The organism is Streptomyces sp. NPDC058052 (assembly GCF_042885515.1).
In the GTDB taxonomy this organism is placed as follows: domain Bacteria; phylum Actinomycetota; class Actinomycetes; order Streptomycetales; family Streptomycetaceae; genus Streptomyces.
In genome coordinates, this window is sequence record NZ_JBHVRX010000024.1 from 77,020 (window position 1) to 101,931 (window position 24,912).

The 24,912-nt window shown below is 74.7% G+C and carries 26 protein-coding genes; 8 read left to right on the forward strand and 18 right to left on the reverse strand.

What is annotated here, in order from left to right:
* Positions 1-38: 38 nt before the first annotated feature.
* Genes ACFVU3_RS28260 through ACFVU3_RS28270 form a run of 3 tightly spaced genes read left to right on the forward strand, consistent with a single transcriptional unit; the run spans position 39 to position 3,693 of the window.
* A complete protein-coding gene (locus tag ACFVU3_RS28260) occupies positions 39-452 on the forward strand; it encodes a hypothetical protein (RefSeq protein WP_390070527.1) in 414 nt (137 codons plus the stop codon).
* The gene (locus ACFVU3_RS28265; protein ID WP_390070529.1) at positions 440-2,983 is read left to right on the forward strand and encodes an ATP-binding cassette domain-containing protein; all 2,544 of its coding nucleotides are present in this window, start codon (positions 440-442) and stop codon (positions 2,981-2,983) included. The genes ACFVU3_RS28260 and ACFVU3_RS28265 overlap by 13 nt, the downstream gene beginning before the upstream one ends.
* On the forward strand, positions 2,980-3,693 hold the full coding sequence (locus tag ACFVU3_RS28270; protein ID WP_390070531.1) for an ATP-binding cassette domain-containing protein: 714 nt from the start codon (positions 2,980-2,982) through the stop codon (positions 3,691-3,693). Before ACFVU3_RS28265 ends, ACFVU3_RS28270 begins: the two co-directional genes overlap by 4 nt.
* Here ACFVU3_RS28270 and ACFVU3_RS28275 read toward each other — a convergent pair.
* Positions 3,632-4,381, reverse strand: coding sequence for a transglycosylase family protein (locus ACFVU3_RS28275; protein WP_390070533.1), 750 nt, complete (start codon positions 4,379-4,381; stop codon positions 3,632-3,634). The genes ACFVU3_RS28270 and ACFVU3_RS28275 overlap by 62 nt on opposite strands.
* A 226-nt stretch (positions 4,382-4,607) precedes the next feature.
* Between ACFVU3_RS28275 and ACFVU3_RS28280 the strand changes: the two genes are divergently transcribed.
* Both ACFVU3_RS28280 and ACFVU3_RS28285 read left to right on the forward strand, forming a co-directional pair.
* Positions 4,608-5,390, forward strand: a complete 783-nt coding sequence (locus ACFVU3_RS28280) for a hypothetical protein (RefSeq protein WP_390070535.1) — start codon at positions 4,608-4,610, stop codon at positions 5,388-5,390.
* Between the two features lie 179 nt (positions 5,391-5,569).
* The gene (locus tag ACFVU3_RS28285; RefSeq protein ID WP_390070537.1) at positions 5,570-5,863 is read left to right on the forward strand and encodes a hypothetical protein; all 294 of its coding nucleotides are present in this window, start codon (positions 5,570-5,572) and stop codon (positions 5,861-5,863) included.
* Between the two features lie 73 nt (positions 5,864-5,936).
* Here the strand turns inward: ACFVU3_RS28285 and der are convergent, their stop codons facing one another.
* The 5 genes from der to ACFVU3_RS28310 all read right to left on the reverse strand — a co-directional run bounded on the left by der (position 5,937) and on the right by ACFVU3_RS28310 (position 10,644).
* Positions 5,937-7,385: a ribosome biogenesis GTPase Der gene (gene der, locus ACFVU3_RS28290; protein ID WP_390070539.1), complete on the reverse strand. Its 1,449-nt coding sequence runs from the start codon at positions 7,383-7,385 to the stop codon at positions 5,937-5,939.
* A gap of 77 nt (positions 7,386-7,462) precedes the next feature.
* Positions 7,463-8,050 carry a lysophospholipid acyltransferase family protein gene (locus tag ACFVU3_RS28295; protein WP_390070600.1) on the reverse strand — a complete coding sequence of 196 codons (588 nt, stop codon included), beginning with the start codon at positions 8,048-8,050 and terminating at the stop codon, positions 7,463-7,465.
* A gap of 53 nt (positions 8,051-8,103) precedes the next feature.
* Positions 8,104-8,778: a (d)CMP kinase gene (cmk, locus tag ACFVU3_RS28300; protein ID WP_390070541.1), complete on the reverse strand. Its 675-nt coding sequence runs from the start codon at positions 8,776-8,778 to the stop codon at positions 8,104-8,106.
* A gap of 202 nt (positions 8,779-8,980) precedes the next feature.
* Complete coding sequence (locus tag ACFVU3_RS28305) at positions 8,981-10,069, reverse strand: prephenate dehydrogenase (RefSeq protein WP_390070542.1); 1,089 nt, start codon at positions 10,067-10,069, stop codon at positions 8,981-8,983.
* 128 nt (positions 10,070-10,197) lie between these two features.
* Positions 10,198-10,644, reverse strand: a complete 447-nt coding sequence (locus ACFVU3_RS28310; protein ID WP_390070544.1) for a YidB family protein — start codon at positions 10,642-10,644, stop codon at positions 10,198-10,200.
* A 125-nt stretch (positions 10,645-10,769) separates the two neighbouring features.
* Between ACFVU3_RS28310 and ACFVU3_RS28315 the strand changes: the two genes are divergently transcribed.
* The 3 genes from ACFVU3_RS28315 to ACFVU3_RS28325 are packed head-to-tail and all read left to right on the forward strand — an operon-like array spanning position 10,770 to position 12,376.
* Positions 10,770-11,114: a DUF952 domain-containing protein gene (locus ACFVU3_RS28315; protein WP_390070546.1), complete on the forward strand. Its 345-nt coding sequence runs from the start codon at positions 10,770-10,772 to the stop codon at positions 11,112-11,114.
* Between the two features lie 55 nt (positions 11,115-11,169).
* Positions 11,170-11,670, forward strand: coding sequence for a Rieske (2Fe-2S) protein (locus ACFVU3_RS28320; RefSeq protein WP_390070548.1), 501 nt, complete (start codon positions 11,170-11,172; stop codon positions 11,668-11,670).
* A gap of 16 nt (positions 11,671-11,686) precedes the next feature.
* On the forward strand, positions 11,687-12,376 hold the full coding sequence (locus ACFVU3_RS28325; protein ID WP_390070602.1) for a DNA polymerase beta superfamily protein: 690 nt from the start codon (positions 11,687-11,689) through the stop codon (positions 12,374-12,376).
* On the opposite strand, the gene ACFVU3_RS28330 is transcribed toward ACFVU3_RS28325, so the two are convergent.
* The 12 genes from ACFVU3_RS28330 to ACFVU3_RS28385 form a co-directional block, all read right to left on the reverse strand.
* Entirely contained in the window at positions 12,356-13,126 is a 771-nt protein-coding gene (locus ACFVU3_RS28330) for a DNA polymerase beta superfamily protein (RefSeq protein WP_390070550.1), read from the reverse strand. The genes ACFVU3_RS28325 and ACFVU3_RS28330 overlap by 21 nt on opposite strands.
* Positions 13,127-13,151: 25 nt before the next feature.
* Positions 13,152-14,153 (reverse strand): ADP-ribosylglycohydrolase family protein, encoded by a 1,002-nt coding sequence (locus ACFVU3_RS28335; RefSeq protein WP_390070552.1) that lies wholly within the window; start codon positions 14,151-14,153, stop codon positions 13,152-13,154.
* On the reverse strand, positions 14,150-14,887 hold the full coding sequence (locus ACFVU3_RS28340; RefSeq protein ID WP_390070554.1) for an NUDIX domain-containing protein: 738 nt from the start codon (positions 14,885-14,887) through the stop codon (positions 14,150-14,152). The genes ACFVU3_RS28335 and ACFVU3_RS28340 overlap by 4 nt, the downstream gene beginning before the upstream one ends.
* Positions 14,884-15,963 carry an AAA family ATPase gene (locus ACFVU3_RS28345; RefSeq protein ID WP_390070555.1) on the reverse strand — a complete coding sequence of 360 codons (1,080 nt, stop codon included), beginning with the start codon at positions 15,961-15,963 and terminating at the stop codon, positions 14,884-14,886. The genes ACFVU3_RS28340 and ACFVU3_RS28345 overlap by 4 nt, the downstream gene beginning before the upstream one ends.
* On the reverse strand, positions 15,960-16,613 hold the full coding sequence (gene pnuC, locus ACFVU3_RS28350) for a nicotinamide riboside transporter PnuC (protein ID WP_390070557.1): 654 nt from the start codon (positions 16,611-16,613) through the stop codon (positions 15,960-15,962). Before pnuC ends, ACFVU3_RS28345 begins: the two co-directional genes overlap by 4 nt.
* A gap of 122 nt (positions 16,614-16,735) precedes the next feature.
* A complete protein-coding gene (locus ACFVU3_RS28355; protein WP_390070559.1) occupies positions 16,736-17,869 on the reverse strand; it encodes a pseudouridine synthase in 1,134 nt (377 codons plus the stop codon).
* Positions 17,869-18,471 (reverse strand): SMC-Scp complex subunit ScpB, encoded by a 603-nt coding sequence (gene scpB, locus ACFVU3_RS28360; protein WP_390070560.1) that lies wholly within the window; start codon positions 18,469-18,471, stop codon positions 17,869-17,871. Before scpB ends, ACFVU3_RS28355 begins: the two co-directional genes overlap by 1 nt.
* Positions 18,468-19,589, reverse strand: coding sequence for a segregation and condensation protein A (locus ACFVU3_RS28365; protein WP_390070561.1), 1,122 nt, complete (start codon positions 19,587-19,589; stop codon positions 18,468-18,470). Before ACFVU3_RS28365 ends, scpB begins: the two co-directional genes overlap by 4 nt.
* A gap of 48 nt (positions 19,590-19,637) precedes the next feature.
* Complete coding sequence (locus ACFVU3_RS28370) at positions 19,638-20,144, reverse strand: hypothetical protein (protein WP_390070604.1); 507 nt, start codon at positions 20,142-20,144, stop codon at positions 19,638-19,640.
* Positions 20,141-21,184, reverse strand: coding sequence for a ParA family protein (locus ACFVU3_RS28375; protein WP_226651714.1), 1,044 nt, complete (start codon positions 21,182-21,184; stop codon positions 20,141-20,143). The genes ACFVU3_RS28370 and ACFVU3_RS28375 overlap by 4 nt, the downstream gene beginning before the upstream one ends.
* A gap of 452 nt (positions 21,185-21,636) precedes the next feature.
* The gene (gene ald, locus ACFVU3_RS28380) at positions 21,637-22,752 is read right to left on the reverse strand and encodes an alanine dehydrogenase (protein WP_390070562.1); all 1,116 of its coding nucleotides are present in this window, start codon (positions 22,750-22,752) and stop codon (positions 21,637-21,639) included.
* A 146-nt stretch (positions 22,753-22,898) separates the two neighbouring features.
* Entirely contained in the window at positions 22,899-24,884 is a 1,986-nt protein-coding gene (locus tag ACFVU3_RS28385; RefSeq protein WP_390070563.1) for a tetratricopeptide repeat protein, read from the reverse strand.
* Positions 24,885-24,912 lie beyond the last annotated feature (28 nt).

Below are 24,912 nucleotides of genomic sequence, written 5' to 3' on the forward strand. Positions count from 1 at the left end.
AGGAAAGGACCGAAGGAACGTGACGAGGGAGGCCCCTCGTGCCGACGGCGCGGTTCCTGCTGTGGGGCGGTCTCGTGGCGGCCGCCGGGGGCGCGGTGCTCTGCGTCCTCGGCTGGTACGGGATCTCCGGCGAGCGCTTCGCCGAACGCCAGCTGCCCTATCTGGCCTCGTGCACCGTGCCCGGGGCGGCCCTGCTCGTGGCGGGCGCCGTGCTGGTCGCGGCGGCGGCCCGGGCCGGCCCGCCGCCCTCCCCCGCCGTGACCGGGGAGGAGGCCCCCGACACCGGTGTCCCTCCCCCGCCGTCCTCCGGCGGACCGCCGCTGCGCGTCCCCGGCGGCACGCTGGCGCACCGTCCCGACTGCCCGCTGGTGGCGGGCCGGCCGGACGCGGTACCGGCCGCCGGGGACCCCGCCCTCGCCCCCTGCCCGGTGTGTGAGCCGTGGCCTCCCTGACGTACGAGCTGACGCTGGCCGGCCTCGCGGTCGGCGGCGCGGCGGCCCTCACCGGCATCGGCCTGATCGTCACCTACCGGACGACCGGGGTGCTGAACCTGGCGCACGGCGCGGTCGCCATGATCGCCGCGTACGCGCTCCGGCAGCTGGTCGTCGTCTGGGGATGGCCGCTGTGGCCGGCCGCCCTGGTCACCCTCCTGCTCGTCGCCCCCGGCCTCGGGCTCCTCCTCGACCGGGCCGTCTTCCGCCCCCTGGCCCGCGACGGCGCCGACCCCGCCCGCACCCTGGTCGCCTCGACCGGCGTCTTCGTCCTCCTCGTCGGCGCGGCGGTGCTGCTCTGGGGCGGCGGGGCCCGGGACGACGCGCCGGTGCTCCTCGGCGACGACCCGTGGCTCCAGCTCGCCGTGGTGGCGGCGGTGGCCTGCCTGGTGACGGCGGTGACCCGGTGGACCCGCTTCGGACGGGAGCTGCGGGCCGTGGTCGACAACCGGCGGCTCGCCGTCCTCGCCGGGGTCGACGCGGACCGGATCGCGGCGGCCGGCTGGGCGTTCGGCGCGTTCACCGCCGGGCTGACGGGCGTGCTCCTCGCCCCGTACGTCCGGCTCGACCCGTACGGGCTGCCGCTGCTGGTGGTGGAGGTGATGGCGGTCGCGGTCATCGCCCGGATGCGGTCGCTGCCGGTCGCGATCGGCGCGGCGCTGCTCATCGGGGTGACCCAGGCCCAGCTGACCCGCTTCCACCCCGAGGGCTGGGCGGAGCCGCTGGTCCGGGCGGTGGGCGCCAATCTGTTCGTGATCGCGCTGCTGATCGCGGCGCTGGTCCTGCCCGGCATCGGCGGCAAGGGCCGCGACGCGCTGCCGCCGGCGCCCCGCGCGGGCCGCACCCCGCCGGCCGTGTGGGCGCTCGCCGCCGTGTGTCTGCTGCTCCCCCTGGCCGTCGCCGGCCCCGACCTGCGCACGGCGGTGCAGGTCCCGGCCCTGGCGATCGTCCTCCTCTCGCTGGTCGTCGTCACCGGCCGCGCCGGCCAGATCGCCCTCGGACAGGCCGCCTACGCGGGGCTCGGCGCCCTCTTCACGGTGCTGCTCACCGCGGACGGCCTGCCGGTCCTGGCGGCGCTCGCCCTCGCGGTGCCCCTGACCGGCGCGGCGGGGCTGCTGACCGCCGGTCCGGCGATCCGCCGGCACGGCCTGGCCCTGGCCCTGGCGACGCTCGCGGTGGGCGTGGCGGTGAGCCGCTTCGTCCTCACCCAGCCCTACGCGACGGCCGGCCTGCCCGCCCCGGCCCGCCCGGCGGGCTTCGCCTCCGACCGCGCCTTCTACCTCCTGGAGCTGCTCCTCCTCACGGCCGCCCTGCTCGTGGTGGCGGGGCTCCGCCGGGGCCGCGCCGGACGGGCGCTGGCGGCCCTGCGCGACCACGAGCCGGCGGCGGAGGCCGCCGGCATCGCCTCGACCGCCCTCAAGCTCCTCGCCTTCACCCTGGCCGCGGCCCTGGCGGCGCTGGGCGGCGGCCTCCTCGCGATGGGCGTCCAGGCCCTCGACCCTACCGCCTACGACCCCCTCCGGGGCCTCCTCTGGTTCGCCGCGGTGGTGACCCTCGGCGCCGACCACCTCCTCACCCCCCTCCTGGCCGCGCCGCTCCTGCTCGCCCTGGACGCCGCCGGTCCCGCCGGCGCGGCGGCCGTGGTGATCGGCCTCCTGGCCACCCAGACGGGCCGTCTCCCTCCCCTGACGGCCTTCCTCCCGACCACCCGCCCGAGCCCCCTCCCGACCGCCGGCCGCACCGGCCCCGCGGGTCTCCCGGCCACCGCCCCGGCCCCCGCCGCCCCCACGGGCGCGGCCCCTCGTCCCGGCCCGCCCTCTCCACCGGCGCCGGACCGGGGGGCCCGGCTCGCCGCGGAGGGGCTGTGGTTCACGCACCGGGGCGGCGTGACGGCCCTCCGGGACGCGGGGATCGCGCTGCCGACCGCGCAGGTCACCGCGGTGGTCGGGCCGAACGGCGCGGGGAAGAGCACGCTCTTCGACTGTCTCGCGGGGGCGGCCCGGCCCGGCCGGGGACGGGTCCTGCTGGACGGCGCGGACGTCACCGGCCGCCCCGCGCACGTCCGGGCCCGGCTGGGGATCGCCCGGACGTTCCAGCTGCCGGCGCTGTTCCCGTCCCTCTCCGTGGAGGAGAACGTGCGGGTCGGCGCCGAGCACGGCCACCACCGCGGCCGGCCCGCCGCCGCCACCGAACGCGCCCTGCTCCTGACCGGACTCGCCGGACCCGTCCGCGCCCTGCCCGCGGCGGACCTCCCGACCGGCACACTGCGCCGGGTCGAGCTGGCCCGCGCCCTGGCGGGCGGCCCGCACACCCTGCTCCTGGACGAACCGGCCGCCGGGCTCGACGCGGCCGAGACGGAGGCCCTGTCCCGGCTGCTCGCCGCGCTCGCCGCCGACGGCCTGACCGTCCTGGTGGTGGAGCACGACCGGGACCTCGTCACGGCCACCGCCCGTACCGTCCGCACCATGGAGGGAGGCCGGCTCCGGTCATGAGCGTGGAGGCGGAACTGCGCGGCGCGCGGGTGCGCTACGGCCCCCTGGAGGCCCTGCACGGCCTGGACCTGCCGGTCCCGGCGGGCACGGTGACGCTCCTGACCGGCCGGAACGGCGCGGGCCGCACCACCGCGCTGCGCGCCCTGGCCGGGACGGTCCGGCTCACCGCGGGCCGGGTCCTGTGGCGCGGCGAGGACGTGACCGCGCTGCCGCCGCACGAACGGGCCCGGCGCGGGCTCTGCTTCGTACCGGACCGCGGGGCGGTGTACGAGGGCCTCACCGTCGCCGAGAACCTGGCCCTCGCGGGGCCGGACGCGCCGGTCCCGTACCCCGAGCTCGTCCCGCTGCTGTCCCGGACGGCGGGGACGCTGTCCGGCGGGGAGCGGCGGATGCTGGCGGTGTCGCGGGCGCTGCTGCGTCCGGCGCGGGTGGTGCTGGTGGACGAGCCGGTCCTGGGCATGGCGCCGCCGGTCGCGGCCCGCACGTACGCGCTGCTCGCCGCGCTCGCCGCCCGGGACGGCGCGGCGGTGGTGCTGGCCGAGCAGCGGGTGCCGGACGGTCTGCCGCCCGGCACCCTGGTGCACGAACTCCGGCGCGGGACGCGCGTGTTCAGCGGCGAGGCGGCGGAGCCGCGGGCGCGGCCGCCGGTCAGAGCGGGGCGATCCGCAGCATCATGCCGACGAACAGCCGGTTCGGGTCCGGACCGATGACGCTCTTGTTGGCCTCGTACAGGCGCTTCCAGCCGCCCTTGACCTCGAAGCGGCGGGCGACGCCGGCGAGGGTGTCACCGGCCTGCACGGTGTGGACGCGGCCGCTCAGCCCGTACCGCTTGGAGCAGACCGGCCAGGCGCCCCAGCCCTGCACGCGCAGCACGTCCTCGGCGACGGTGATCTGCTGCTGCCGGGTGGCCAGGTCGGCGCGGCGGGCGTACTTCAGGCCGCCGTACTCGATCCAGGTGGGCTGCCAGAACTGGAGCCCGCCGTAGTAGCCGTTGCCCGTGTTGACGTCCCAGCGTCCGCTGCTCTCGCACTCGGCGACGCAGCCCCACGGCCACTGGTCCTCGGCGCAGGCGTAGGCGGGCACGCCCACCGGTCCCGAGGACGGCGGCGGGGGCACCGCCCCGGTCCCGCCGCCCTGGGCCGCCTCCACGGCGGCCGCCGCGGCGGCGAGCGCGTCGGCGGCGGCCGCGAGGCCGGACCCGGCGGCGGTCCCGGCCACGTCCGGCAGCGCCGGTACGCCGGGGGCTCCCGGGACACCGGGGGCGCCGGGCGCGCCGGCGGTGCCGGGCCCGTCGTCGCCGGGCGCGGCCGTGGCGACGGGCGCCTGGTGGAGGGCGAGCAGCGCCGCCGCGGAGGCCGCCGCGAGCGAGCCGGCTGTCCAAAATCGGATCATCGACATCGCCGCAGGCTAGGTCGGCCCCCGGCGGCCCGGCCCCGTGCCGCGCGGAACGCTGTTCACTTCCCACCCGGTCGGAGTCACCCGCGCCCGGCCCGCCTCCGCACGCGCCAGTGGCAAGTTGCCCCCCTTCCGCGCGTGACCCCGCCCGCGCCTGACCCGTTGAACTCGGCATGAGACGCCCGGGAAAGGCCCGGGGTCCGTCCGTACCGACTCCAGGGAGCCCTCCGTGCCGCGCATGCTCGACGTCAGCGAGGACGTACGCGCCGAGATCGGCGACGAAGAAGCCGACCGGCTGCTCACCGGCGACAACGCCCCGGGCAGCTACGACTGCACCTCCTGCCGCACGCCGGGCGACTCCGAGCAGGAGCGGACCAGCACGGTGCTGTTCGTCGGCGAGGAGACCGCGGTCCTCGCGTTCGCCCACGCCAGCTGCATCCCGTCGCAGGTGGTCCGGGTCGCCGAGGACCAGCTCCAGGGCGCCGTCGCCTCCATCACGGCCGCCGACGCCGCCGACGCGCTCTCGGCCGCCCACCCCGAGCAGGCCGTGCTCGGCGTCACCAGCGGTCTCGTCCTGATCGACGGCGAGCTGCACCCGGCGCTGGTCGTGGAGCCGACGGCGCCGGTGGCCCGGCCCGGGTCCGGCGGGCTCACCGACGAGTTCCTCTCGCTCCTCGCCGAGCAGGGCTTCCACCCGGTCGCCGACCTGAACACCAAGCCGGCCGCGCTGCCCGGCTGGTCCGTCCTGGTCGCCATGGGGCAGCTGCACTCGGTGCTCCAGCCCGGCGCCGGCGGCGCGGGCCAGACCGCCTGGTGGCAGGCGCACCAGCCGCTCCAGGTCACCGAGGGCTGGCGCGCCGCGGCCAACAAGTCGCACACCGTGCTGGTCTTCGCGGCGCCGGTCGGCTCCATCGGCCAGCAGCCGCGCGAGGACCTGCTGCGCGACGCCCTGGAGAAGGCCGCGGTGAACGGGCGCCTGGTCGCCGCCGCGATGCCGCTGGCCGGTACCTGATGGACGACGGGCGGCCGGGGAGGGGGCCGGCGCGTCCGCCGGGCGTCCCGGCCGTACCGCGCCCCCGGCGGGCCCCTCTTTCCGAGAGCCGCCCGCATCCGACGGTCGGCGGGGTCGTTGGCACCTACGTGCACGCATACGACCCATTCCCCCAGCCGTATCCGAGTCCGATCCCCGCCATGCGCCCGGCGCAGGACGTTCCGGCCGGGTACTCGGCGACGCCGATCTTCGATGCCCTGTACTCGGAGTACCGCCGGTCGTTCCGCACGCTCCCGGGCGACCGCAGCGGTGAGGAGGGGCTGGCGTTCCGGGCCTTCGGCACGGCGATGAGCACGGGCCTCTCGGGCTTCTCCGGCCTCCCGGGTCTCCCCGGGGGCCACGGACAGCAGCACGGGGCGTACCCGCCGGTCTGGCAGGCACAGCCCCATCCCCCGCAGGCGGCGCTGCCGCCGGGGCCGCGCAGAAGCCTCTGAGCGCGCCGCGGGAAACGGCCGAGGGCCGGAGTCGTCCCGTACGACTCCGGCCCTCGGCCGTGCTCCCCGCGGGTTACTTCTTCTTGCCGCGCTTCTCGCGCACGCGGACCGAGATGTGGATCGGGGTGCCCTCGAAGCCGAACTCCTCGCGCAGCCGGCGCTCGATGAAGCGGCGGTAGCCGGCCTCCAGGAAGCCCGAGGCGAAGAGCACGAAGCGCGGGGGCTTGGTGCCGGCCTGGGTGCCGAAGAGGATGCGGGGCTGCTTGCCGCCGCGGATCGGGTGCGGGTGGGCGGCGACCAGCTCGCCGAGGAAGGCGTTGAGCCGGCCGGTGGGGATGCGGGTCTCCCAGCCGGCGAGGGCGGTCTCGATCGCCGGGACCAGCTTCTCCATGTGGCGGCCGGTCTTCGCCGAGACGTTGACCCGGGGCGCCCACGCGACCTGCTGCATCTCGGTCTCGATCTCGCGCTCCAGGTAGTAGCGGCGCTCCTCGTCGAGCTCGTCCCACTTGTTGTAGGCGATGACGACGGCGCGGCCGGACTCGACGGCCATCGTGATGATCCGCTGGTCCTGGACCGAGATGTTGTCGGTGGTGTCGATGAGGATGACCGCGACCTCGGCCTTCTCCACGGCGGCGGCCGTGCGGAGGGAGGCGTAGTAGTCGGCGCCGGCCTGGAGGTGGACCTTCTTGCGGATGCCCGCGGTGTCGACGAACTTCCACGTCACGCCGCCGAGCTCGATGAGCTCGTCGACCGGGTCGCGGGTGGTGCCGGCCAGCTCGTTGACGACCACGCGGTCCTCGCCGGCGACCTTGTTGAGCAGGGAGGACTTGCCGACGTTGGGGCGGCCGATGAGGGCGATGCGGCGGGGGCCGCCGACGGCCTTGCCGAAGGTCTGCTCGGGGGCCTCGGGCAGCTTCCGCAGGACCTCGTCGAGGAGGTCGCCGGTGCCGCGGCCGTGCAGCGAGGAGACGGGGAACGGCTCGCCGAGGCCCAGCGACCAGAGCGTGGCCGCGTCGGCCTCGCCGGACTGGCCGTCGACCTTGTTGGCGGCGAGGACGACGGGCTTGCCGGCACGGCGGAGCAGCTTGACGACGGCCTCGTCGGTGTCGGTGGCGCCGACGGTGGCGTCCACCACGAAGAGGCAGGCGTCGGCGGCCTCGATGGCGTACTCGGCCTGGGTGGCGACGGAGGCGTCGATGCCGAGGACGTCCTGCTCCCAGCCGCCGGTGTCGACGACCTTGAAGCGGCGGCCGGCCCATTCGGCCTCGTAGGTGACGCGGTCGCGGGTGACGCCCGGCTTGTCCTCGACGACCGCCTCGCGACGGCCGATGATGCGGTTCACCAGGGTCGACTTGCCGACGTTCGGACGGCCGACGACGGCGAGGACGGGGAGCGGGCCGTGGCCGGCCTCCTCGATCGCCTCCTCGACGTCCTCGGCGTCGAAGCCCTCTTCCGCGGCGAGCTCCATGAACTCCGCGTACTCGGCGTCGCCAAGTGCCCCGTGGTCGTGCTGGTCGTTCATGAAGTCCGTTCCTTGATCATTCGTGGTCGGTGGTCCCGGCCGGCCGGGGCCGGTGGGCCCACTACTGTGAGTGTCCCTCAGCGCCCGGTGAGGCGCCTGGCGTTTTTCAGGTGGCCGGTGAGGTGCTCCTGGATCCGGAGCGTGGCCTCGTCCAGCGCCTTGCGGGTACGCCGCCCGCTGCCGTCACCGGCGTCGAAGGGGTCGCCGAAGACGACGTCCACCCGGCTGCGGAGGGCCGGCAGCCCCTTCGCCAGCCGTCCGGGCCGGTCGGTGCTGCCCAGCACCGCGACCGGAACGATCGGGGCGCCGCTGCGGACGGCGAAGTAGGCGAGGCCGGCGCGGAGCGAGGCGAAGTCGCCCTCGCCTCGGGTGCCCTCGGGGAAGATCCCGAGGACCCCGCCCCGCTCCAGCACGCCGAGCGCGTGCCCGATCGCCTTGCGGTCGGTGGAGTCGCGGTCGACCTTGACCTGTCCGATGCCTTCGAGGAAGCCGCCCAGCGGCCCGACGAACGCTTCCTTCTTGATCAGGAAGTGGACGGGGCGCGGGGCGGTGCCCATGAGCATGGGGCCGTCGATGTTGTGCGCGTGGTTCACGGCGAGGATGACGGGGCCGGAGGCCGGCACCCGCCAGGCGCCGAGCACGCGCGGCTTCCAGAAGCCGTACATCAGCCCGATGCCGATGCGGCGGCCGACGGCGGCCCCCTTCACGGAGGGCTGGGTCACTTGCCGCCCGTCCGCTTCTCCTCCACCAGGGTGACGACGCACTCGATGACCTGGTCGAGGGTGAGCTCGGTCGTGTCCACCTCGACGGCGTCTCCGGCCTTGGCGAGCGGGGAGGTCTTGCGGCTGGAGTCCGCCGCGTCCCGCTTGACCAGGGCCTCCTGGGTGGCCTTCACGTCGGCGCCCTTCACCTCGCCGGAGCGGCGGGCGGCACGGGCCTCGGGCGAGGCGGTGAGGAAGATCTTGAGGTCGGCGTCGGGGAGCACGGTCGTGCCGATGTCCCGGCCCTCGACGACGATGCCCTGCTCGGCCTCGCGGGCGATGGTCCGCTGGAGCTCGGTGATGAGCGCGCGGACCTCCGGGACGGCGCTGACCGCGCTGACCTTGGAGGTGACCTCCTCCGTCCGGATCGGGCCGGAGGCGTCGGCGCCGTCGACGGTGATGGTCGGGCGGGACGGGTCGGTGCCGGAGACGATGACGGGCTTGCCGGCGGCCGCGGCGACGGCGTCGGCGTCGTGGACGTCCACCCCGTTGCCGATCATCCACCAGGTGATCGCCCGGTACTGGGCGCCGGTGTCCAGGTAGCTCAGCCCCAGCTTGGCGGCGACCGCCTTCGAGGTGCTCGACTTGCCCGTGCCGGAGGGGCCGTCGATGGCGACGATCACGGATTCCACGTTGAGGGGGACCTTCCTGGGGTGGGCGGCGGCCCCGGCGGCAGTCCGGGACCCCTACAAGGTTACCGAGTCCCCCGCCCCCGTCCGGCCCAGCGTCTCCCGCCCCCCGCGCGGACCGGCTTCCCCGCCGCCCGCGCGGGCCCGCTCCCCGCCGCCACCGCGCCGCGGTCCGCCGCTCACCGGGCCCGTGCCGTGCGGCTCCTCAGGGGGTGCGGAGGGACCAGCCCTGGGCCTGGAGGGCCTGGGAGAGGGCGGGTGCCGCCGTGGGGTCGACCATGAGCTGGACGAGACCCGCCTGCTGGCCGGTCGCGTGCTCGATCCGGACGTCCTCGATGTTGACCCCGACCCGCCCCGCGTCCGCGAAGATCCGCGCCAGCTCGCCCGGCCGGTCGCTGATGAGCACGGCCACGGTCTCGTACGCCGTCGGTGCCGCCCCGTGCTTGCCGGGCACCCGTGCGCGGCCCGCGTTGCCGCGCCGCAGCACGTCCTCGACCCCGGAGGCGCCGTCCCGGCGCTTCTCCTCGTCGGCGGACTGGAGCGACCGCAGCGCGCGGACGGTCTCGTCGAGGTCGGCGGCGACGCCGGAGAGGACGTCGGCGACCGGCCCGGGGTTGGCGGAGAGGATCTCGATCCACATGCGCGGGTCGGACGCGGCGATCCGCGTGACGTCCCGGATGCCCTGCCCGCAGAGCCGTACGGCCGACTCCTCGGCCTCCTCCAGACGGGCCGCGACCATCGAGGAGACCAGCTGGGGGGTGTGGGAGACGAGCGCGACCGCGCGGTCGTGGGCGTCGGCGTCCATGACGACGGGCACGGCCCGGCAGAGCGCGACGAGCTCCAGCGCGAGGTTGAGGACCTCGGTGTCGGTGGACCGGGTCGGGGTGAGGACCCACGGCCGGCCCTCGAAGAGGTCGGCGGTTGCGGCGAGCGGGCCGGAGCGCTCCTTGCCGGACATCGGGTGGCTGCCGATGTACGGGGTGAGGTCGAGGCCCGTCTCCTCCAGCTCGCGCTGCGGGCCGCCCTTGACGCTGGCCACGTCGAGGTAGCCGCGGGCGGCCCCGGCGCGCATGGCCTCGGCGAGGGTGGCGGCGACGTGCGCCGGCGGTACGGCGACGATCGCGAGGTCCACCCGGCCCTCGGGTTCCGTGTCGGTGCCCGCGCCGAGCGAGGCGGCGGTCCGGGCGCTCGCCGGGTCGTGGTCGCGCAGGTGGACCGTGACGCCCCGGCCGGCGAGGGCGAGTGCGGCGGAGGTGCCGATCAGTCCGGTTCCGATGACGAGCGCTGTTCTCACGGGGGATGTCCTTGGGGCGCGGGGCGGTAAGGGCCCAGCCTAGTCAGCCGCCGGGGGCACGCGCGCGTGCGCCCGCCCCGCGAGACGCGGGACGGGCGCGGCCGTGCCGTGCCGTACGGAGGGACGGCTCAGAGCTTCTGCGACCGGATGATGTCCTCGAGCGACCCGCCCTGCGGCAGGGATCCGCCCGGCGTCAGCTTGTCGACGGCCCGCGGCAGGGACCGGGCGATCTCGTCGGCGGCCTCCTGCGGGGTGACCCCGGCGTCCTGCGCGACCTTCTGGAGGGTCTCGTCGGGGAGCGCCTGGGCGATCTGGGTCCCGTCGACGGGCTTGTTCTCGCCGGTGCCGATCCAGGACTGTGCCTGGTCGGCGAGGCCGGACCGGGTGAGCAGGTCGAGGAGTCCGCCGAGCGGGTTCTGCCCGCCGGCTCCGGCCGCGCCCGCCGTGCCGCCGCTCCCCCGGCCGCCCGCGAGGGCGCCGAGGAGGGAGCCGAGGATGCCGCCGGCGGCGCCGCCCTGACCGCCCGCCCCGCCGAGCAGGGAGCCGAGGAGACCGCCGAGATCGTTACCCGCCATGGTGCTGCCTTTCGTCCGGTCGAGGACCCGGTGCGGACCGCTGGAGAACATCCCCAATCTCACCCACGGGGGGACATCACGCCACCGGGGGCGGGCGCGGTCCGCCGAGCGGGTAGAAAGGGCGGATGCTGCTCCATGTCATCCCCTTCGACGAGTGGGCCGAGTGGTCCGCGGACCCCGGTCGCCCCTATGCCCCGCCGTCGCTCGCCGCGGAGGGCTTCGTGCACTGTTCGCCCGACGAGCAGGCGGCGCTGGCGATCGCCGACGCCCACTACCGGGACGTGCCGGGCCCGCTCCTGGTGCTGGTGGTCGACGCGTCCCTGCTGTCCGGGGAGGTCCGCTGGGAGGGGTCGGAGGACCGGCTCTTCCCGCATGTGTACGGACCGGTCGAGCGGGCCGCGGTGACCTCCGTCCTGGAGGTGCTGCGCGACGCGGACGGCCGTGCGAGGGAGTTGGTGCCCTGGGTGTAGCCCGGGTCCGGCGTGTTGCGGGGACGGCGGGGCGTACGGGGCGAAGCTGGGCCGTATGACTTCACGGACGACACCCCGCCGGACGGTGCTGCTCGCCGCGGCGGCCCTCACGACGGCGACCGCGGCGACGACCACCGGCTGCGGCTCGGACGACGGGGGCGGCGACGGCGGTACGGAGTCGAGCGCCCCGTCCTCCGCCGAGCCCACCGCCTCCGCGGAGCCCGCCGAGCCGTCCGGCACGGCGTCCGCCTCCACGACGGGCCCGGCCGGCACCCCGCTGGCGAAGACCTCGGAGATCCCGGTGGGCGGCGGCACGGTCTTCGCGGACCGGAAGGTGGTCGTGACGCAGCCGGTGGAGGGCGAGTTCAAGGCGTTCTCGGCGATCTGCACCCACCAGGGCTGCACGGTGAACAAGGTGGCGGACGGCACGATCGACTGCCCGTGCCACGGTTCGAGGTTCGCCATCGCCGACGGGGCGGTGAGGAAGGGGCCGGCGACGCGGCCGCTGCCCGCCGAGGAGATCACCGTCTCCGGGGAGACGATCACCCTCGCGTAGCCTGGCCGCCATGGACATGTCCCCCGAGGCGCTGGTGCGCGAGCACACCGTCTACGCCTGTGTGATGGGCTCGCGCGCCTTCGGCCTGGCGACCGAGGACAGCGACACCGACGTGCGGGGCGTCTACCTCGCCCCGACGCCGCTCTTCTGGCGGTTCGACAAGCCCCCGGCGCATGTGGAGGGCCCGGCGCCGGAGCAGTTCAGCTGGGAGCTGGAACGCTTCTGCGAGCTGGCCCTCCGCAACAACCCCAACGTCCTGGAGTGCCTCCACTCCCCGCTCGTCACCCACACCACCGTGTGGGGGGAGGAGCTCCGCGAGCTGCGCGGCGCCTTCCTCTCCCGGCAGGCGCACGGCACCTTCGTGCGGTACGCGGGCGGCCAGCGCCGCAAGCTGGAGGCGGACGTCCGCCAGTACGGGCGGCCGCGCTGGAAGCACGCCATGCACCTGCTGCGGCTGCTGACGAGCTGCCGGGACCTGCTCCGCACCGGCACCCTGCGGATCGACGTGGGCGAGGACCGGGAGCGGCTGCTCGCCGTCAAGCGCGGCGAGCTGACGTGGCCGGAGGTCGAGTCCTGGATGAACCGCCTCCAGGACGAGGCCGACACCGCCCTCGGCGCCACCCCGCTGCCCGCCGCCCCCGACCACGCGCGCGTGCAGGACCTCCTGCTCCGCGCCCGCCGCGCCTCAGCCCTTCAGGAGCTCTAGCCGGGCCCGTACGACGAGGTCGTGGAGGGCGTCGCCGGCCCGGACCGCGTCCGGGAGGTCCGAGGCCGCCTGGGCCGCGTCCAGCACGCCGTGCAGGGCCTCCACCTCGGCCCGTACGTCCTCCGTGACGACCTCGGCGGCGCCGTGCTCGGCGGCGGTCTTCGCGGCGACCAGCCCGGGGATCCGCGCCGGGGCCTCCGGGACCTCCCCCACGAGGGTCGGCAGGTGGGCCTGGACCTCGCCGGAACGCATCAGGTGGATGCCGGTGAGGAGCGCCCGGTAGGTGTAGAGCAGCGGCTTCAGCTCGCCGCTCCGCTCGAAGAGCCGCCACTGGGTCGCGGCGAAGCCCCGGTAGTGGTGGGCGTGGTGGGTGGTGAGCACCCCGGGCACGAGGTCGGTCAGCTCGGCGTGGACCGGGGTGGTGTGCACGACCAGCGGCGAGGTCAGCTGCTCCAGCACGTAGCCGTTGCGGCGCAGCATCAGCCGGGCGAACTTCCGCAGGTCGTGGGTGACGAGGTCCATCTCGACGCCGTCCCGCGCCCACATCCGGTCCCGGGTCTCCTCCGGCTCGCGGAGCCCGACCAGCGCCTCCGCCGGGAGCAGGTGGACGCCGCGCAGGTCCACGTCGGAGTCGCGGGACGGGAAGCCGTACAGGTGGGCTCCGGAGACCGTGGCGAAGAGGAGGGGGTCCGGTTCCCCGGCCACCACGGAGGTCAGTTCGGCCTTGTGGGCCTCAAGGGTGAGCGTCATGGGGCCCAAGCCTCCCAGAAGCCGCTCACGCGTCCCAGAGGGCCCCGAGGGCCAGCAGCTCCTCCCGGTGCTCGATCCCCGCGGTCCACGCGTCCGGCCAGGCGGCGGCGCCGAGGTGCGCCCCCGCGAAGGCGCCGGCGAGGGCGGCGATCGAGTCGGAGTCGCCCCGGGTGCAGGCGGCCCGGCGCAGCGCGGTCAGCGGCTCCTCCGGGAAGAGCAGGAAGCAGAGCAGCCCGGTGGCGAGCGCCTCCTCGGCGATCCAGCCGTCGCCCGTGTACGCGCAGGGGTCGAGCTCGGGGTCGGCGGTGCGCTGCACGGCGTCGAGCCGTTCCAGGACGGCGAGGCACTCGTCCCAGCCGCGCCGGACGAAGTGCAGGGCGTCGGGGTCCTGGGAGCGGGTCCACAGGTCGCCGAGCCAGCGCTCGTGGTAGCGGTCGCGGTTCTCGTACGCGTACGAGCGGAGCTGTCCGACGAGCCCGGCCGGGTCGACCCCCTGGGCGAGCAGCCACACGGCCCGCGCGGTGAGGTCGGAGGCGGCGAGCCCGGTGGGGTGGCCGTGGGTGAGCGCGGCCTGGAGCTGGGCGGCGCCGGCGGCGGACTCCCCGTACTCGTGGAGCAGCCCGAGGGGCGCGACCCGCATGTTGGCGCCGCAGCCCTTGGAGTCGATCTGGCTGGCGTCCTGCCAGACGCGGTCGGTCATCAGGAGCGCGCAGGCGTTCAGACAGGTCCGGCCGGGAGCCCGGTTGTTCTCGGGCGAGCGGTACCAGTCGACGAACTCCCTGCGCAGTTCGTCGGCGAGGCGTTCCGGCCCGGCGACCCCGCGCTCCTGGCAGGCGCGCAGCGCCCGTGCCACGGAGAGGGTCATCTGGGTGTCGTCGGTGATCCTGCCGTCCTCGGGCAGCGCGAGGTCGCGCCAGGGCCCGTACCACCGGAGGATCGTCGGCACGTCGCTGAACTCGGTGCGGCGGCCGAGGGCGTCGCCCAGCGCCAGCCCCATCAGCGTGCCCGTCGCGGCCTGCTTGGTCATGAGGATCGTCCTTCCGGTCGGAGCAGTGGCGGGTGGAGGGCCGTGGCCTCTCCCGCCCGGTAGAGCGCGGCCGGTTTCCCCCGTCCGCCGGTGCGGCGCGGCGGTCCCTCCACGGCCTCGACGAAGCCGGGCGTGGTGAGGACCTTGCGCCGGAAGTTGGGGCGGTCCAGCGGGACGCCCCAGACCGTCTCGTACACCTCCCGCAGCTCGCCGAGGGTGAACTCGGGCGGGCAGAAGGCGGTGGCGAGGCAGGTGTACTCCAGCTTGGAGCCGACGCGGTCGCGGGCGTCGGCGAGGATCAGGTCGTGGTCGAAGGCGAGCGGCGGGACCTCGTCGTAGGGCAGCCAGCGGGCCTCGGCGGCGTCGCCGCCGCCGCGCGGTTCGGGCAGGTCGGGGACGAGCGCCGTGTACGCGACCGAGACGACCCGCATCCTGGGGTCGCGGTCGGGTTCGGTGTAGGTGCGGAGCTGTTCGAGGTGGAGTCCGGCGACGGTGGCGTCGGGCAGCCCGGTCTCCTCGGCGAGTTCGCGGCGGGCGGCGGTGCCGGCGGACTCGCGGGGCAGCACGAAGCCGCCGGGGAGCGCCCAGGCGCCCGCGTACGGCTCCTGGCCGCGCTGGACGAGGAGGACGTGCAGCCGGTCGCCGCGGACGGTGAGGACGGCGAGGTCGACGGTGACGGCGAAGGGCTCGAAGGCCCGGGGGTCGTACCCCTCGGGGCGCGGCGGGGTGCTCATCGGCGCTCCGGAAGCGGGTCGGTGAGGTGCCAGCCCTCGGCGAGGAGCGCGTCGACGGCGGCGACGGCGGTGGCGAGGCGTTCCTCGTGGGGGCCGGTGAGGACGACGGTGCGGCGGCCGCTGTGGGCGAGCTGGGTGAGGAAGCGGGCGGTCATCCAGGGGCGGAGGTGTGCGCCGTCGCGCAGTCCGTCGTCCTCGAAGGCGACGCCCCGGTGGTCCGTGAGGAGCCAGAGGTGCTGCCGGCCGCGGGCGGCGATCTCGCCGGTGTCGGGGCTGGTGGTGCCCAGGTACCGCTCGTGCCAGATCGTGGTGGCGAAGGCGTCGGTGTCGCAGACGAGGACGGGCGAGCCGTCGCGGGCGGCCTCCTCCTCCAGCTCGGCCTGGCGCTGGGCGATGACGGGGAAGTCGGAGGTGTGGAAGGCGACGTCGGACCAGGTGGCGCCGGGTTCGCGCGCCCGCAGCTCGGCGAGCTTGAGCTCGCTGTACTCGCGGCCGTACTCGGCGACGTACCGGGTGCGCGCCCAGATCCCGCCGCGCCGCCGGTAGTGGTCGGCGAGGGCGAGGGCCATGGTGGTGGTGCCGGTGGACTCGGCGCCGAGGACGACGATCCGGCGGGTGAGCGCGGCCCGCACGGGCGCGGAGAGGTGGTCCCAGCAGCCGGCGGGGTCGGCGCGGACGGCGGTGCCCGAGACGGGGAAGGCCGTGCGGCCGGGGTCGACGAGCACGGGTACGGCGCCGAAGCGGCGGGCCAGTTCGTCGCCGTACGGCTCCGAGGTGAAGACGGCGTCGACGGCCTCGGGGACGGCGGCCCGGAAGACGGCCATGTGGGCGTCCCACACGCCGGGGTCGGTGAGGTCGACGGAGTTGTCGTCGACGGCGCCGACGACGAGGGCGTCGGGGTGGACCTCGCGCATCCAGGCGACCCGTTCCTCCAGGGACAGGGACTCGACGGAGGAGGCGCAGACGAGGACGGTGACGCGCTCGCAGGCGGCGACGGCGGTGCGGACGAGGTGGTGGTGGCCGGCGTGCGGCGGATAGAACTTGCCGAGGACGAGGCCGTGGCCGTACGGGGTCATGCCGCCGCCTCCAGGGGGCGCCGCGCGGGGGCGAGGCCGCGGCTCCAGCCGCGCAGACCGAGGACGCAGAGCGTCAGGAAGCCCACGTACAGCAGCGAGGTCAGGTAGAGGCCCTTGTACGCGTACAGGGGCACGTAGACCACGTCGGCGGCGATCCAGAGCCACCAGGACTCCAGCCGCTTGCGGCACTGGCCGTAGGTGGCCATGAGCGAGAGGCCGGTGGTGAGGGCGTCCCAGAAGGGGACGGTGGAGTCGGTGGCCCGGTCCAGGAGGAGGGTGAGGGCGCAGGTCCCCACCGTCCCCGCCGCCAGCAGCCAGGTCCACTCGGTGCGGCTGGTGCGCCGTACCGGAAGGGCTTCGGCGGAGCCTGGTCCACCCCCGTGGGTCCAGGTCCACCAGCCGTAGGCGGCGAGGACGATGAAGACGATCTGGAGGCCGGCGTCGGCGTAGAGGCCGGCCTGGGTGAAGAGCAGGACGAAGAAGAGGTTGTTGGCGATGCCGACCGGCCAGTTGGCGAGGTGCTGGCGGGCGACGAGCCAGACGCAGAGGGCGCCGCTGCCGAAGCCGAGGACCTCGGTCCAGCTCACCGGGGTGTCCAGCAGCGTGAAGAGGGGCCGCTGGAGGGGTTCGAGTACGTCCGCGAGGCTCACGCCCACCTCCTTAAGAGTCACTCTGACTATAAAAGGTGCGGGGGGTGAGCACAAGGCCGATACGCACGAAGGGGCCCATGTCCGCGACGCGGACACGGGCCCCTTCCGGGCGGGAGGCGGTCCTACAGACCGACCTCCTTCATCAGCATGCCGACCTCGGTGTTGGACAGGCGGCGCAGCCATCCCGACTTCTGGTCGCCCAGCCCGATCGGGCCGAACGCGGTGCGGACCAGCTTCTCCACCGGGAAGCCCGCCTCGGCGAGCATCCGGCGCACGATGTGCTTGCGGCCCTCGTGGAGCACGACCTCGACCAGGTAGTTCTTGCCGACCTGCTCGACCACGCGGAAGTGGTCGGCGCGGGCGTAGCCGTCCTCCAGCTCGATGCCGTCCTTGAGCCGCCTGCCGACCTCACGGGGCAGCGGACCGGTGACGGCGGCGAGGTAGGTCTTCTTCACGCCGTACTTGGGGTGGGTGAGACGGTGGGCCAGCTCGCCGTGGTTGGTGAGCAGGATGATGCCCTCGGTCTCCGTGTCGAGCCGACCGACGTGGAAGAGCCGGGTCTCGCGGTTGGTGACGTAGTCGCCCAGGCACTGGCGGCCGTCCGGGTCCTCCATGGTGGAGACGACGCCGGCCGGCTTGTTCAGCGCGAAGAACTGGTACGACTGGGTGGCGACGGACAGGCCGTCGACCCGGATCTCGTCGCTCTCCGCCACACGGAGGCCCTGCTCCAGGACGATCTCGCCGTTGACCTCGACACGGGCCTGCTCGATCAGCTCCTCGCAGGCGCGGCGCGAGCCGTAGCCGGCGCGGGCCAGCACCTTCTGCAGCCGCTCGCCCTCCTGCTCGGCGCCCGGGAAGGTCTTGGGGGTCTTGACCTCGGGCTTGTTCGCGTACCGCTCCCGGTTGCGCTCCTCGGTCCGGGTGTCGTACTCGCGCGAGCGCGACGGGGCGGCCGTGCGACCGCCACCACGCTGCTGCTGCTGCCTCGGGGACTGCTTCGGGCCTCCCTTGGCACCGCCGCGGGCCGCGTCGCCGCGGCCCTTGCGGGCACCGCCGGGGCCGCCCTTGGCGCTGTCCGAGGGCATGCTCACGTCGTAGCTGCGCTCCTCGGGACGGGCCTTGCGCGGGCGGCCGGCGCTCTGGCCGCGCTCGTCGCGGCCGTTGCCCGCTCCCCGGTAGTTGTTGCCGCGGCCGCCGCTCTTGGCACCACGGCTCCCGCCGTTGTTTCCGCTGTTCCTGCCGCTGCTGCTTCGCATCACGCTTCCGTCGTCTCTTCGTCCGCTGGTTCGTCCCTGTCGGGATCGAACGACGGAACGCCTTCCAGGGAGTCCGGTTCGACCGCGTCCGCCTCGGGGAGGAAGGGCGCGAGCTCCGGGAGCTCGTCCAGGCCGCGCAGGCCCATCCGCTCCAGGAAGTAGTTCGTCGTCCTGTACAGGATCGCACCTGTTTCGGGTTCCGTGCCCGCCTCCTCCACGAGAGCCCGCTGGAGGAGGGTCCGCATCACGCCGTCGCAGTTGACCCCGCGGACGGCGGAGACCCGGGAACGGCTGACCGGCTGGCGGTACGCGACCACCGCCAGGGTCTCCAGCGCCGCCTGGGTCAGCCGGGCCTGCTGGCCGTCGAGGACGAACGCCTCGACGGCGGCGGCGTGGGCGGGCCGGGTGTAGTAGCGCCAGCCGCCGGCGACCCGGCGCAGCTCGAAGCCGCGCCCGTCGGCGGTGTACTCGTCGGCCAGCTCGTGGAGGGCGTCGGCGACCTCGCGCGGGGCGCGGTCGAGGACCTTGGCGAGGTGGGCCTCGGTGGCGGGCTCGTCGACGACCATGAGGACGGCTTCGAGGGCGGGCTTGAGGTCGCTCATGCGGGCTCCGGTGCTTCCTGGTCGAACTCTGCCGTGACACGGGTCTCACCGTCGCCGCCGGTCCAGGAGACGGTGAGGTCGCCGAGGGGGTCCTCCTGGTCGAGGGCGACGGCCCTCTCCCGGTAGAGCTCCAGGAGGGCGAGGAAGCGGGCGACGACGGTGAGGGTGTCCCCGGCGTCCTCGACCAGCTCCCGGAAGTGCGCGGTGCCGCGCTCGCGCAGCAGGGCGGCGACGATCCCCGCCTGCTCCTGGACGCTGACCAGCGGGGCGTGGATGTGGTCCACGTAGACCTGCGGCGCGGCCTTGGGCTGCATGGCCTTCACCGCGAGCTTCGCGAAGCCCTCGGCGCCGATCGAGAGGACGACCTCGGGCAGCAGCTCCGCGTGGTGCGGCTCCAGGCCGACGGTGCGGGGGTGGCGCCGGCCCTCCGCCTCCCAGCGGTCGGAGAGGATCTCGGCGATCCGCTTGTACGCGCGGTACTGGAGCAGGCGGGCGAAGAGCAGGTCGCGGGCCTCCAGGAGGGCGAGGTCGGCCTCGTCCTCGACCTCGGCCGCGGGCAGCAGCCGGGCGGCCTTGAGGTCGAGCAGCGTGGCGGCGACGACCAGGAACTCGGTGGTCTGGTCGAGGTCCCCGTCCGGCCCGAGGTTCCGGAGGTGGGCCATGAACTCGTCGGTGACCTGGGAGAGGGCGACCTCGGTGACGTCCAGCTTGTGCTTGGTGATCAGCTGGAGGAGCAGGTCGAACGGCCCCTCGAAGTTGGCGAGCCGCACGGTGAAGCGCCCGTCACCGGCGTCGGTGGCGGACTCGCCGGCGGCCTCGGGGCGGGACCCGGGGGCCGGTACGGGCGCGGGAGCCGGTACGGGCGCGGGGTCCGGTACGGGCGCGGGGTCCGGTACGGGCGCGGGGTCCGGTACGGGCGCGGGGTCCGGCTCGGGTCCGGGGGCCGGCGCAGGGGCCGGGGCGGGTCCGGGGGCCGGGGCGGGTCCGGGGGCCGGGGCGGGGGCCGGCGCAGGTGCGGGGGCCGGTGCGTCTTCCGTGGCGCCGTCCGGCAGGCCGCCGCCCCGTCCCAGCGCGCGGCGGCGCGGTGGGCGGGGCGTCTCGTCGGCGTGCGGGTGCATCGGGAGCGGTTCCAGGGGTGCGGGGGCGGGGCCGCCCGCAGGGTACCGTCAGCGGCCGCGCAGACGGCGGACCAGGATGCTCGCGTCGCCGCGGGACTCCAGGTCGGCCAGGACCACGGCGACCGCCTCGCGGACGATCCGCCCGCGGTCGACGGCGAGGCCGTGCTCGCCGCGCAGCACCAGGCGCGCGTGCTCCAGGTCCATCAGCTCCTCGGCGGAGACGTAGACCGTGATCTTCTCGTCGTGGCGCTCCCGCCCGCTGGGGCGCCGGTTGGTGGTCCGGCCCCGGCGCCGCGCGGGAGCGGCCGCCTGGGCGGCCGCCTTGACGGGGGCGGGCTGCTGCGCGGGGACCGACTCGGCCTCCCGGGCGCGCGGCTCGGCCGCCTCCGAGTCGGCCGCCGTGTGCTCGGCGGAACCGGCGGAGGCACCGCCGTCCGCGCCGGCCGCCGTGTCGCTCTCACCCGCCGGAGCGGGAACGGTTCGGCGGGGCGAGGACGACTGCAGCGCCATCCCCCCGGTCGTACGGAAGAGTTCGTCGGCTCCGGGCAGACTCACTCGGCGTGACACCGGGCGAGCACCTCCCTGGCGAGCTGGCGGTAGGCGGCGGCACCCACGGAGTTGGAGGCGTACGTGGTGATCGGCTCGCCGGCGACCGTGGTCTCCGGGAAGCGCACCGTCCGGCCGATGACCGTGTGGTAGACGTGATCGTCGAACGCCTCCACGACCCGCGCGAGGACCTCGCGGGAGTGCACGGTCCGCGAGTCGTACATGGTGGCGAGGATGCCGTCGAGCTCCAGCTCGGGGTTGAGCCGCTCCTGGACCTTCTCGATGGTCTCGGTCAGCAGGGCGACACCGCGCAGCGCGAAGAACTCGCACTCCAGCGGCACGATGACCTTGTGGGCCGCCGTCAGGGCGTTCACGGTCAGCAGGCCGAGCGAGGGCTGACAGTCGATCACGATGTAGTCGTAGTCGTTCATCAGCGGCTTGAGGGCGCGCTGGAGCGTGGACTCGCGCGCGACCTCGGAGACCAGCTGCACCTCGGCGGCGGAGAGGTCGATGTTGCTCGGCAGCAGGTCCATGTTGGGGACCGCCGTCTTGAGCAGGACCTCGTCCGCCGACATGCCCCGCTCCATGAGCAGGTTGTAGACGGTGAGGTCGAGCTCCATCGGGTTCACGCCGAGGCCGACCGACAGGGCACCCTGCGGGTCGAAGTCGACGAGCAGCACCCGTCGTCCGTACTCGGCGAGCGCGGCGCCCAGATTGATGGTCGACGTGGTCTTGCCGACGCCGCCCTTCTGGTTGCACATCGCGATGATCTTGGCGGGACCGTGGTCGGTCAGCGGGCCCGGGATCGGGAAGTACGGCAGCGGCCGTCCGGTCGGGCCGATCCGCTCGCGGCGCTGGCGGGCAGCGTCGGGCGCGAGGGTGGCCGCGTACTCCGGGTCGGGCTCGTACTCGGCGTCGGGGTCGTAGAAGTGCCCCTCGGGCAGCTCGTCGTAGGCGGCGAAGTGGGTGGACTCTCGGCCCATCTCGTTGCCGGCCGTGGCGTTCACGTGTAGGCCGTCCATCGTCTTCAGCGTGTGGGTTGTCGTCATGGGCTGGTGCGTCGCGAAGGTCCGCACCGCGACGGAGCCCACCGGGGCACCTGGCGCACCGCTCCCGGGAGTAAATGTCGACTCATTCACAAGTCGTCTTACCTCCTTGGATGTGACCAGGAACATTTATCGATAGGTCAGCGTGGCACCATGCCGACGGTTGGCGACTCTATGGCGTGTCACCGGTCCGCAGCAACACAATCGCCCGGACCCGGCCCGTTGTGTCGGCAACCGAACACGCCGCTGTCAAGGGTGCGCGGCCACGCATCCACACGTTTCAGGGGTGTGCGAAACGGTTAAAGGGTTACGTTCGAGGCGTGTTGACCGAACGTTTTGGCGTGGCCGGAGACACAGCCGGCCGGACCTTGTCGAACAAGGTCCGGCCGGGTGTGTGACATTGACGGCGGGCGTTGACGGGACCGTCACGGAGCCGCCGGCGGGGCGCCCCGAGGTCAGCCGACGAGGGCGCTCAGCTCGACGTGCTCGTAGCCGTGCGCCTCGGCCACCTCCTTGTAAACCACCTTGCCGTCATGGGTGTTGAGGCCCAGACCGAGGGCGGCGTCGCGGCGGATCGCCTCGGCCCAGCCGTTGTTCGCCAGCGACACGATGTAGGGCAGCGTCGCGTTGGTGAGGGCGTAGGTGGAGGTGTTCGGGACCGCGCCGGGCATGTTGGCGACGCAGTAGAAGACCGAGTTGTGGACCTGGAAGGTCGGCTCGGCGTGGGTGGTCGGGTGCGAGTCCTCGAAGCAGCCGCCCTGGTCGATCGCGATGTCGACAAGGACACTTCCGGGCTTCATCTTGGCGACGAGCTCGTTGGTGACCAGCTTCGGGGCCTTGGCGCCCGGGATGAGGACGGCGCCGATGACGAGGTCGGCCTCGACGACGGCCTTCTCCAGCTCGTAGGCGTTGGAGACCATCGTCTGCACCTTGGTGCCGAAGATCTTGTCGGCCTCGCGGAGCTTGTTGATGTCGCGGTCGAGCAGGGTCACGTGGAAGCCCATGCCGACGGCGATCTGGGTGGCGTTCCAGCCGGAGACGCCGCCGCCGATGACGACGGCCTTGCCGGCGTGGGTGCCGGGGACGCCGCCGGGGAGGACGCCGCGGCCGCCGGCCGGGCGCATCAGGTGGTAGGCGCCGACCTGCGGGGCCAGGCGGCCCGCGACCTCGGACATCGGGGCGAGCAGCGGGAGCGCGCGGTTCGCGGTCTCGACCGTCTCGTAGGCGATGGCGGTGGTGCCGGACTCCAGGAGGGCGTCCGTGCACTCCTTGGAGGCGGCCAGGTGCAGGTAGGTGAAGAGCGTCTGGTCCTTGCGGAGGCGGTGGTACTCCTCCGCGATCGGCTCCTTGACCTTGAGGAGCAGGTCGGCGGTGGCCCAGACCTCGTCGGCGGTGGCGAGGATCTCGGCGCCCGCGGCGACGTACTCCTCGTCCGTGATCGAGGAGCCGACGCCGGCGTTCTGCTCGATGAAGACCTGGTGGCCGTTGCGGACGAGCTCGTGGACACCGGCGGGGGTGATGGCCACGCGGAACTCGTTGTTCTTGACCTCGCGGGGGATGCCGACCTTCATCGTCGATCACGGTCCTTGAATCAGGGGGATAACTGGTGCACTGCGATACATACCCCCATGCACTGCGGCGCACCGGGGCAGACCACGTTCGAACGCGGCGGAACCAGTCTAATGAAGGAGTTCCCGCTGTCTAGCCTTTCAAAGTACTAATCTTCCGTGGACCCACTGCGGATTTCGTAGGCAAAGCGTTCGGTTTCCAGCAGACGGTCCGCCGCAGCCCGGTGCAGCCGGGCCGCGGCGGGGTCGCCGAGCCGGTCGAGGGTGTCGGCGAGCCGCAGCTGGAGCGCCGCCTGGAGCCGGGTGTCCCGGGCCCGGCGGGCCCACTCGACGGCCTCCTCGCAGGTCCGCAGCGACTCCTCGGGACGCCCGGCGTACTCCTGCACACGGGCCGCCTCGCTCAACGCCCGCGCGTGGCCCGGCAGATCCCCCAGCCTGCGGTATCCGGCCGCCGCCGCCCGCCAGTGCCGCAGGGCCTCCCCGTACCGCCCGGCGTAGGTCTGCACGGCGCCGAGGCGGGCGTACAGGCGCGCCTGGTCGACCCGCTCGTCGTGGGCGAGGCGCTGGGCGAGGGCGCGGCCGTACCAGTCGCCGGCCCGCTGCCAGTCGCCGAGCTCCTGGTAGCTGCCACCTACGGATTCCATTGCGCGACCGGTGGCGTACGGGTCATTTGCTTGCCTTCCGGCCTCCCATGCCAACCGATATCGCAGCAGGGCGTCCTTCGTGCGGCCGGTCCGGGCGTCGAGGTCGCCGAGGTTCAGCAGGGCCGCGGCCCGCTCGCGGTGCAGTCCGCGCCGCTCGGCCACGTCGAGGACGAGCCGGTGCAGCCCGTAGAGGTCGGGCGCCGCCGCCTCGGCGCCGCCGTGCGCGGTGAGCGCCCGCACCAGGGAGGCGATGAGCCGGCGGGCGAGGGTGTCCAGCTCGCCGTCGGCGACGGCCGTCCGGGCGCAGGCGAGGAGGGCCGGGCGGCGCGAGGCCAGCCACCGGGCGGCGTCCTCGGGGGTGGGGAAGCGCAGGGCGCGCGGCAGGCCGGCGAGCTTGCGCCGGGCCGGGGAGCCCTCGGGTTCGGTGACCGCACGGCAGGACTGGAGGAGCCGTACGGTCCGCTCCAGCATCCGGGCCCGGGCGAGCTGCACCTCGGCGGGCCGGTCGCGCTCCTCCAGCTGGGCGCGGAGGAGGGGGACGAGATGGCCGGGGGCCTCGTACTCGCCGTCGCCGGTCTCGGTGACCAGGCCCAGGCGGGCGAAGTCCGCGAGGGTGGTGGCCGCGGCCTGGACCGAGCAGCCGGCCAGGGCGGAGGCGGTGTGGGCGTCGGCCCGGCCGAGCGGGGCGAGCGCCAGGTAGCGCAGTATCCGGGCGGCCGGCTGGGGCAGCGCCTGGTGGGCGAGGAGGAAGGTGCGGGTGAGGGGGTCGCCGTTGAGGCCGCGCAGCCGCTTGGCGAGGTCGGCGACGGAGGTCTCGGGCCGCCCGGCCAGCCAGCCGCCGGCCAGCACCACCGCGCCGGGCAGTCCGCCGCACTCCTCGACCAGCGCCTCGGCGGCCTGCGGGTCGACGGTGATGCGGACCGAGCCGGTGGCGGAGGTCAGCAGCTCGATGGCCGACTTGGGGTCGAGCCCGCCGAGGGTGCAGGGGCGGACGTCGGGGATGCCGGTGAGCGGCCCCCGGGCCACCGCGACGACGAGGGCGTCGGGGTTGTCCGGGAGCAGCGGGTCGGCCTGTTCGGCGTCGACGGCGTCGTCGAGGAGCAGCACCGCCCTGCGTCCGGCGAGCGCCTCGCGGACGAGTTCGGTCAGCTCGTCCTCGGCGGCGCCGGGCGGTTCCGCGACCCCGAGGTCGCGGAGGAGTTCACGGGCGGCCCGGGCGGTGGGGACGGGTTCCCCGCCGGGCTCGGTGAGCCGGGCCCGGTAGACGCCGTCGGGGTAGCGGCCGGCGACCGAGGCGATCAGTTCCTCGGCGAGCGCGGTCCGGCCGGAGCCGGGCCGCCCCGCGACGAGGAGGACCCGGGCGCGGGGCTCCTTGCGTCCGGTGAGGGTGTCCAGGCCGGTCCGCTCGATGTCGGCGCGGAGGGCCTTCAACTCCCGCTGCCGGCCGTAGAACTGCCGGCTGCCGGCCGCTGCCACCGCCTGATCCGTCACGGGCCACGCTCCCGTCCACCTGCGCACG

Excerpts from the sequence above, each read along its gene's own strand:
- ACFVU3_RS28270 (WP_390070531.1), top strand. The coding sequence starts at position 2,980 with ATGAGCGTGGAGGCGGAACTGCGCGGCGCGCGGGTGCGCTACGGCCCC.
- ACFVU3_RS28275 (WP_390070533.1), bottom strand. The coding sequence starts at position 4,381 with ATGTCGATGATCCGATTTTGGACAGCCGGCTCGCTCGCGGCGGCCTCC.
- ACFVU3_RS28285 (WP_390070537.1), top strand. The coding sequence starts at position 5,570 with ATGCGCCCGGCGCAGGACGTTCCGGCCGGGTACTCGGCGACGCCGATC.
- der (WP_390070539.1), bottom strand. The coding sequence starts at position 7,385 with ATGAACGACCAGCACGACCACGGGGCACTTGGCGACGCCGAGTACGCG.
- ACFVU3_RS28295 (WP_390070600.1), bottom strand. The coding sequence starts at position 8,050 with ATGTACGGCTTCTGGAAGCCGCGCGTGCTCGGCGCCTGGCGGGTGCCG.
- ACFVU3_RS28310 (WP_390070544.1), bottom strand. The coding sequence starts at position 10,644 with ATGGCGGGTAACGATCTCGGCGGTCTCCTCGGCTCCCTGCTCGGCGGG.
- ACFVU3_RS28315 (WP_390070546.1), top strand. The coding sequence starts at position 10,770 with ATGCTGCTCCATGTCATCCCCTTCGACGAGTGGGCCGAGTGGTCCGCG.
- ACFVU3_RS28320 (WP_390070548.1), top strand. The coding sequence starts at position 11,170 with ATGACTTCACGGACGACACCCCGCCGGACGGTGCTGCTCGCCGCGGCG.
- ACFVU3_RS28325 (WP_390070602.1), top strand. The coding sequence starts at position 11,687 with ATGTCCCCCGAGGCGCTGGTGCGCGAGCACACCGTCTACGCCTGTGTG.
- ACFVU3_RS28330 (WP_390070550.1), bottom strand. The coding sequence starts at position 13,126 with ATGACGCTCACCCTTGAGGCCCACAAGGCCGAACTGACCTCCGTGGTG.
- ACFVU3_RS28335 (WP_390070552.1), bottom strand. The coding sequence starts at position 14,153 with ATGACCAAGCAGGCCGCGACGGGCACGCTGATGGGGCTGGCGCTGGGC.
- ACFVU3_RS28340 (WP_390070554.1), bottom strand. The coding sequence starts at position 14,887 with ATGAGCACCCCGCCGCGCCCCGAGGGGTACGACCCCCGGGCCTTCGAG.
- ACFVU3_RS28345 (WP_390070555.1), bottom strand. The coding sequence starts at position 15,963 with ATGACCCCGTACGGCCACGGCCTCGTCCTCGGCAAGTTCTATCCGCCG.
- ACFVU3_RS28355 (WP_390070559.1), bottom strand. The coding sequence starts at position 17,869 with ATGCGAAGCAGCAGCGGCAGGAACAGCGGAAACAACGGCGGGAGCCGT.
- scpB (WP_390070560.1), bottom strand. The coding sequence starts at position 18,471 with ATGAGCGACCTCAAGCCCGCCCTCGAAGCCGTCCTCATGGTCGTCGAC.
- ACFVU3_RS28365 (WP_390070561.1), bottom strand. The coding sequence starts at position 19,589 with ATGCACCCGCACGCCGACGAGACGCCCCGCCCACCGCGCCGCCGCGCG.
- ACFVU3_RS28375 (WP_226651714.1), bottom strand. The coding sequence starts at position 21,184 with ATGACGACAACCCACACGCTGAAGACGATGGACGGCCTACACGTGAAC.
- ald (WP_390070562.1), bottom strand. The coding sequence starts at position 22,752 with ATGAAGGTCGGCATCCCCCGCGAGGTCAAGAACAACGAGTTCCGCGTG.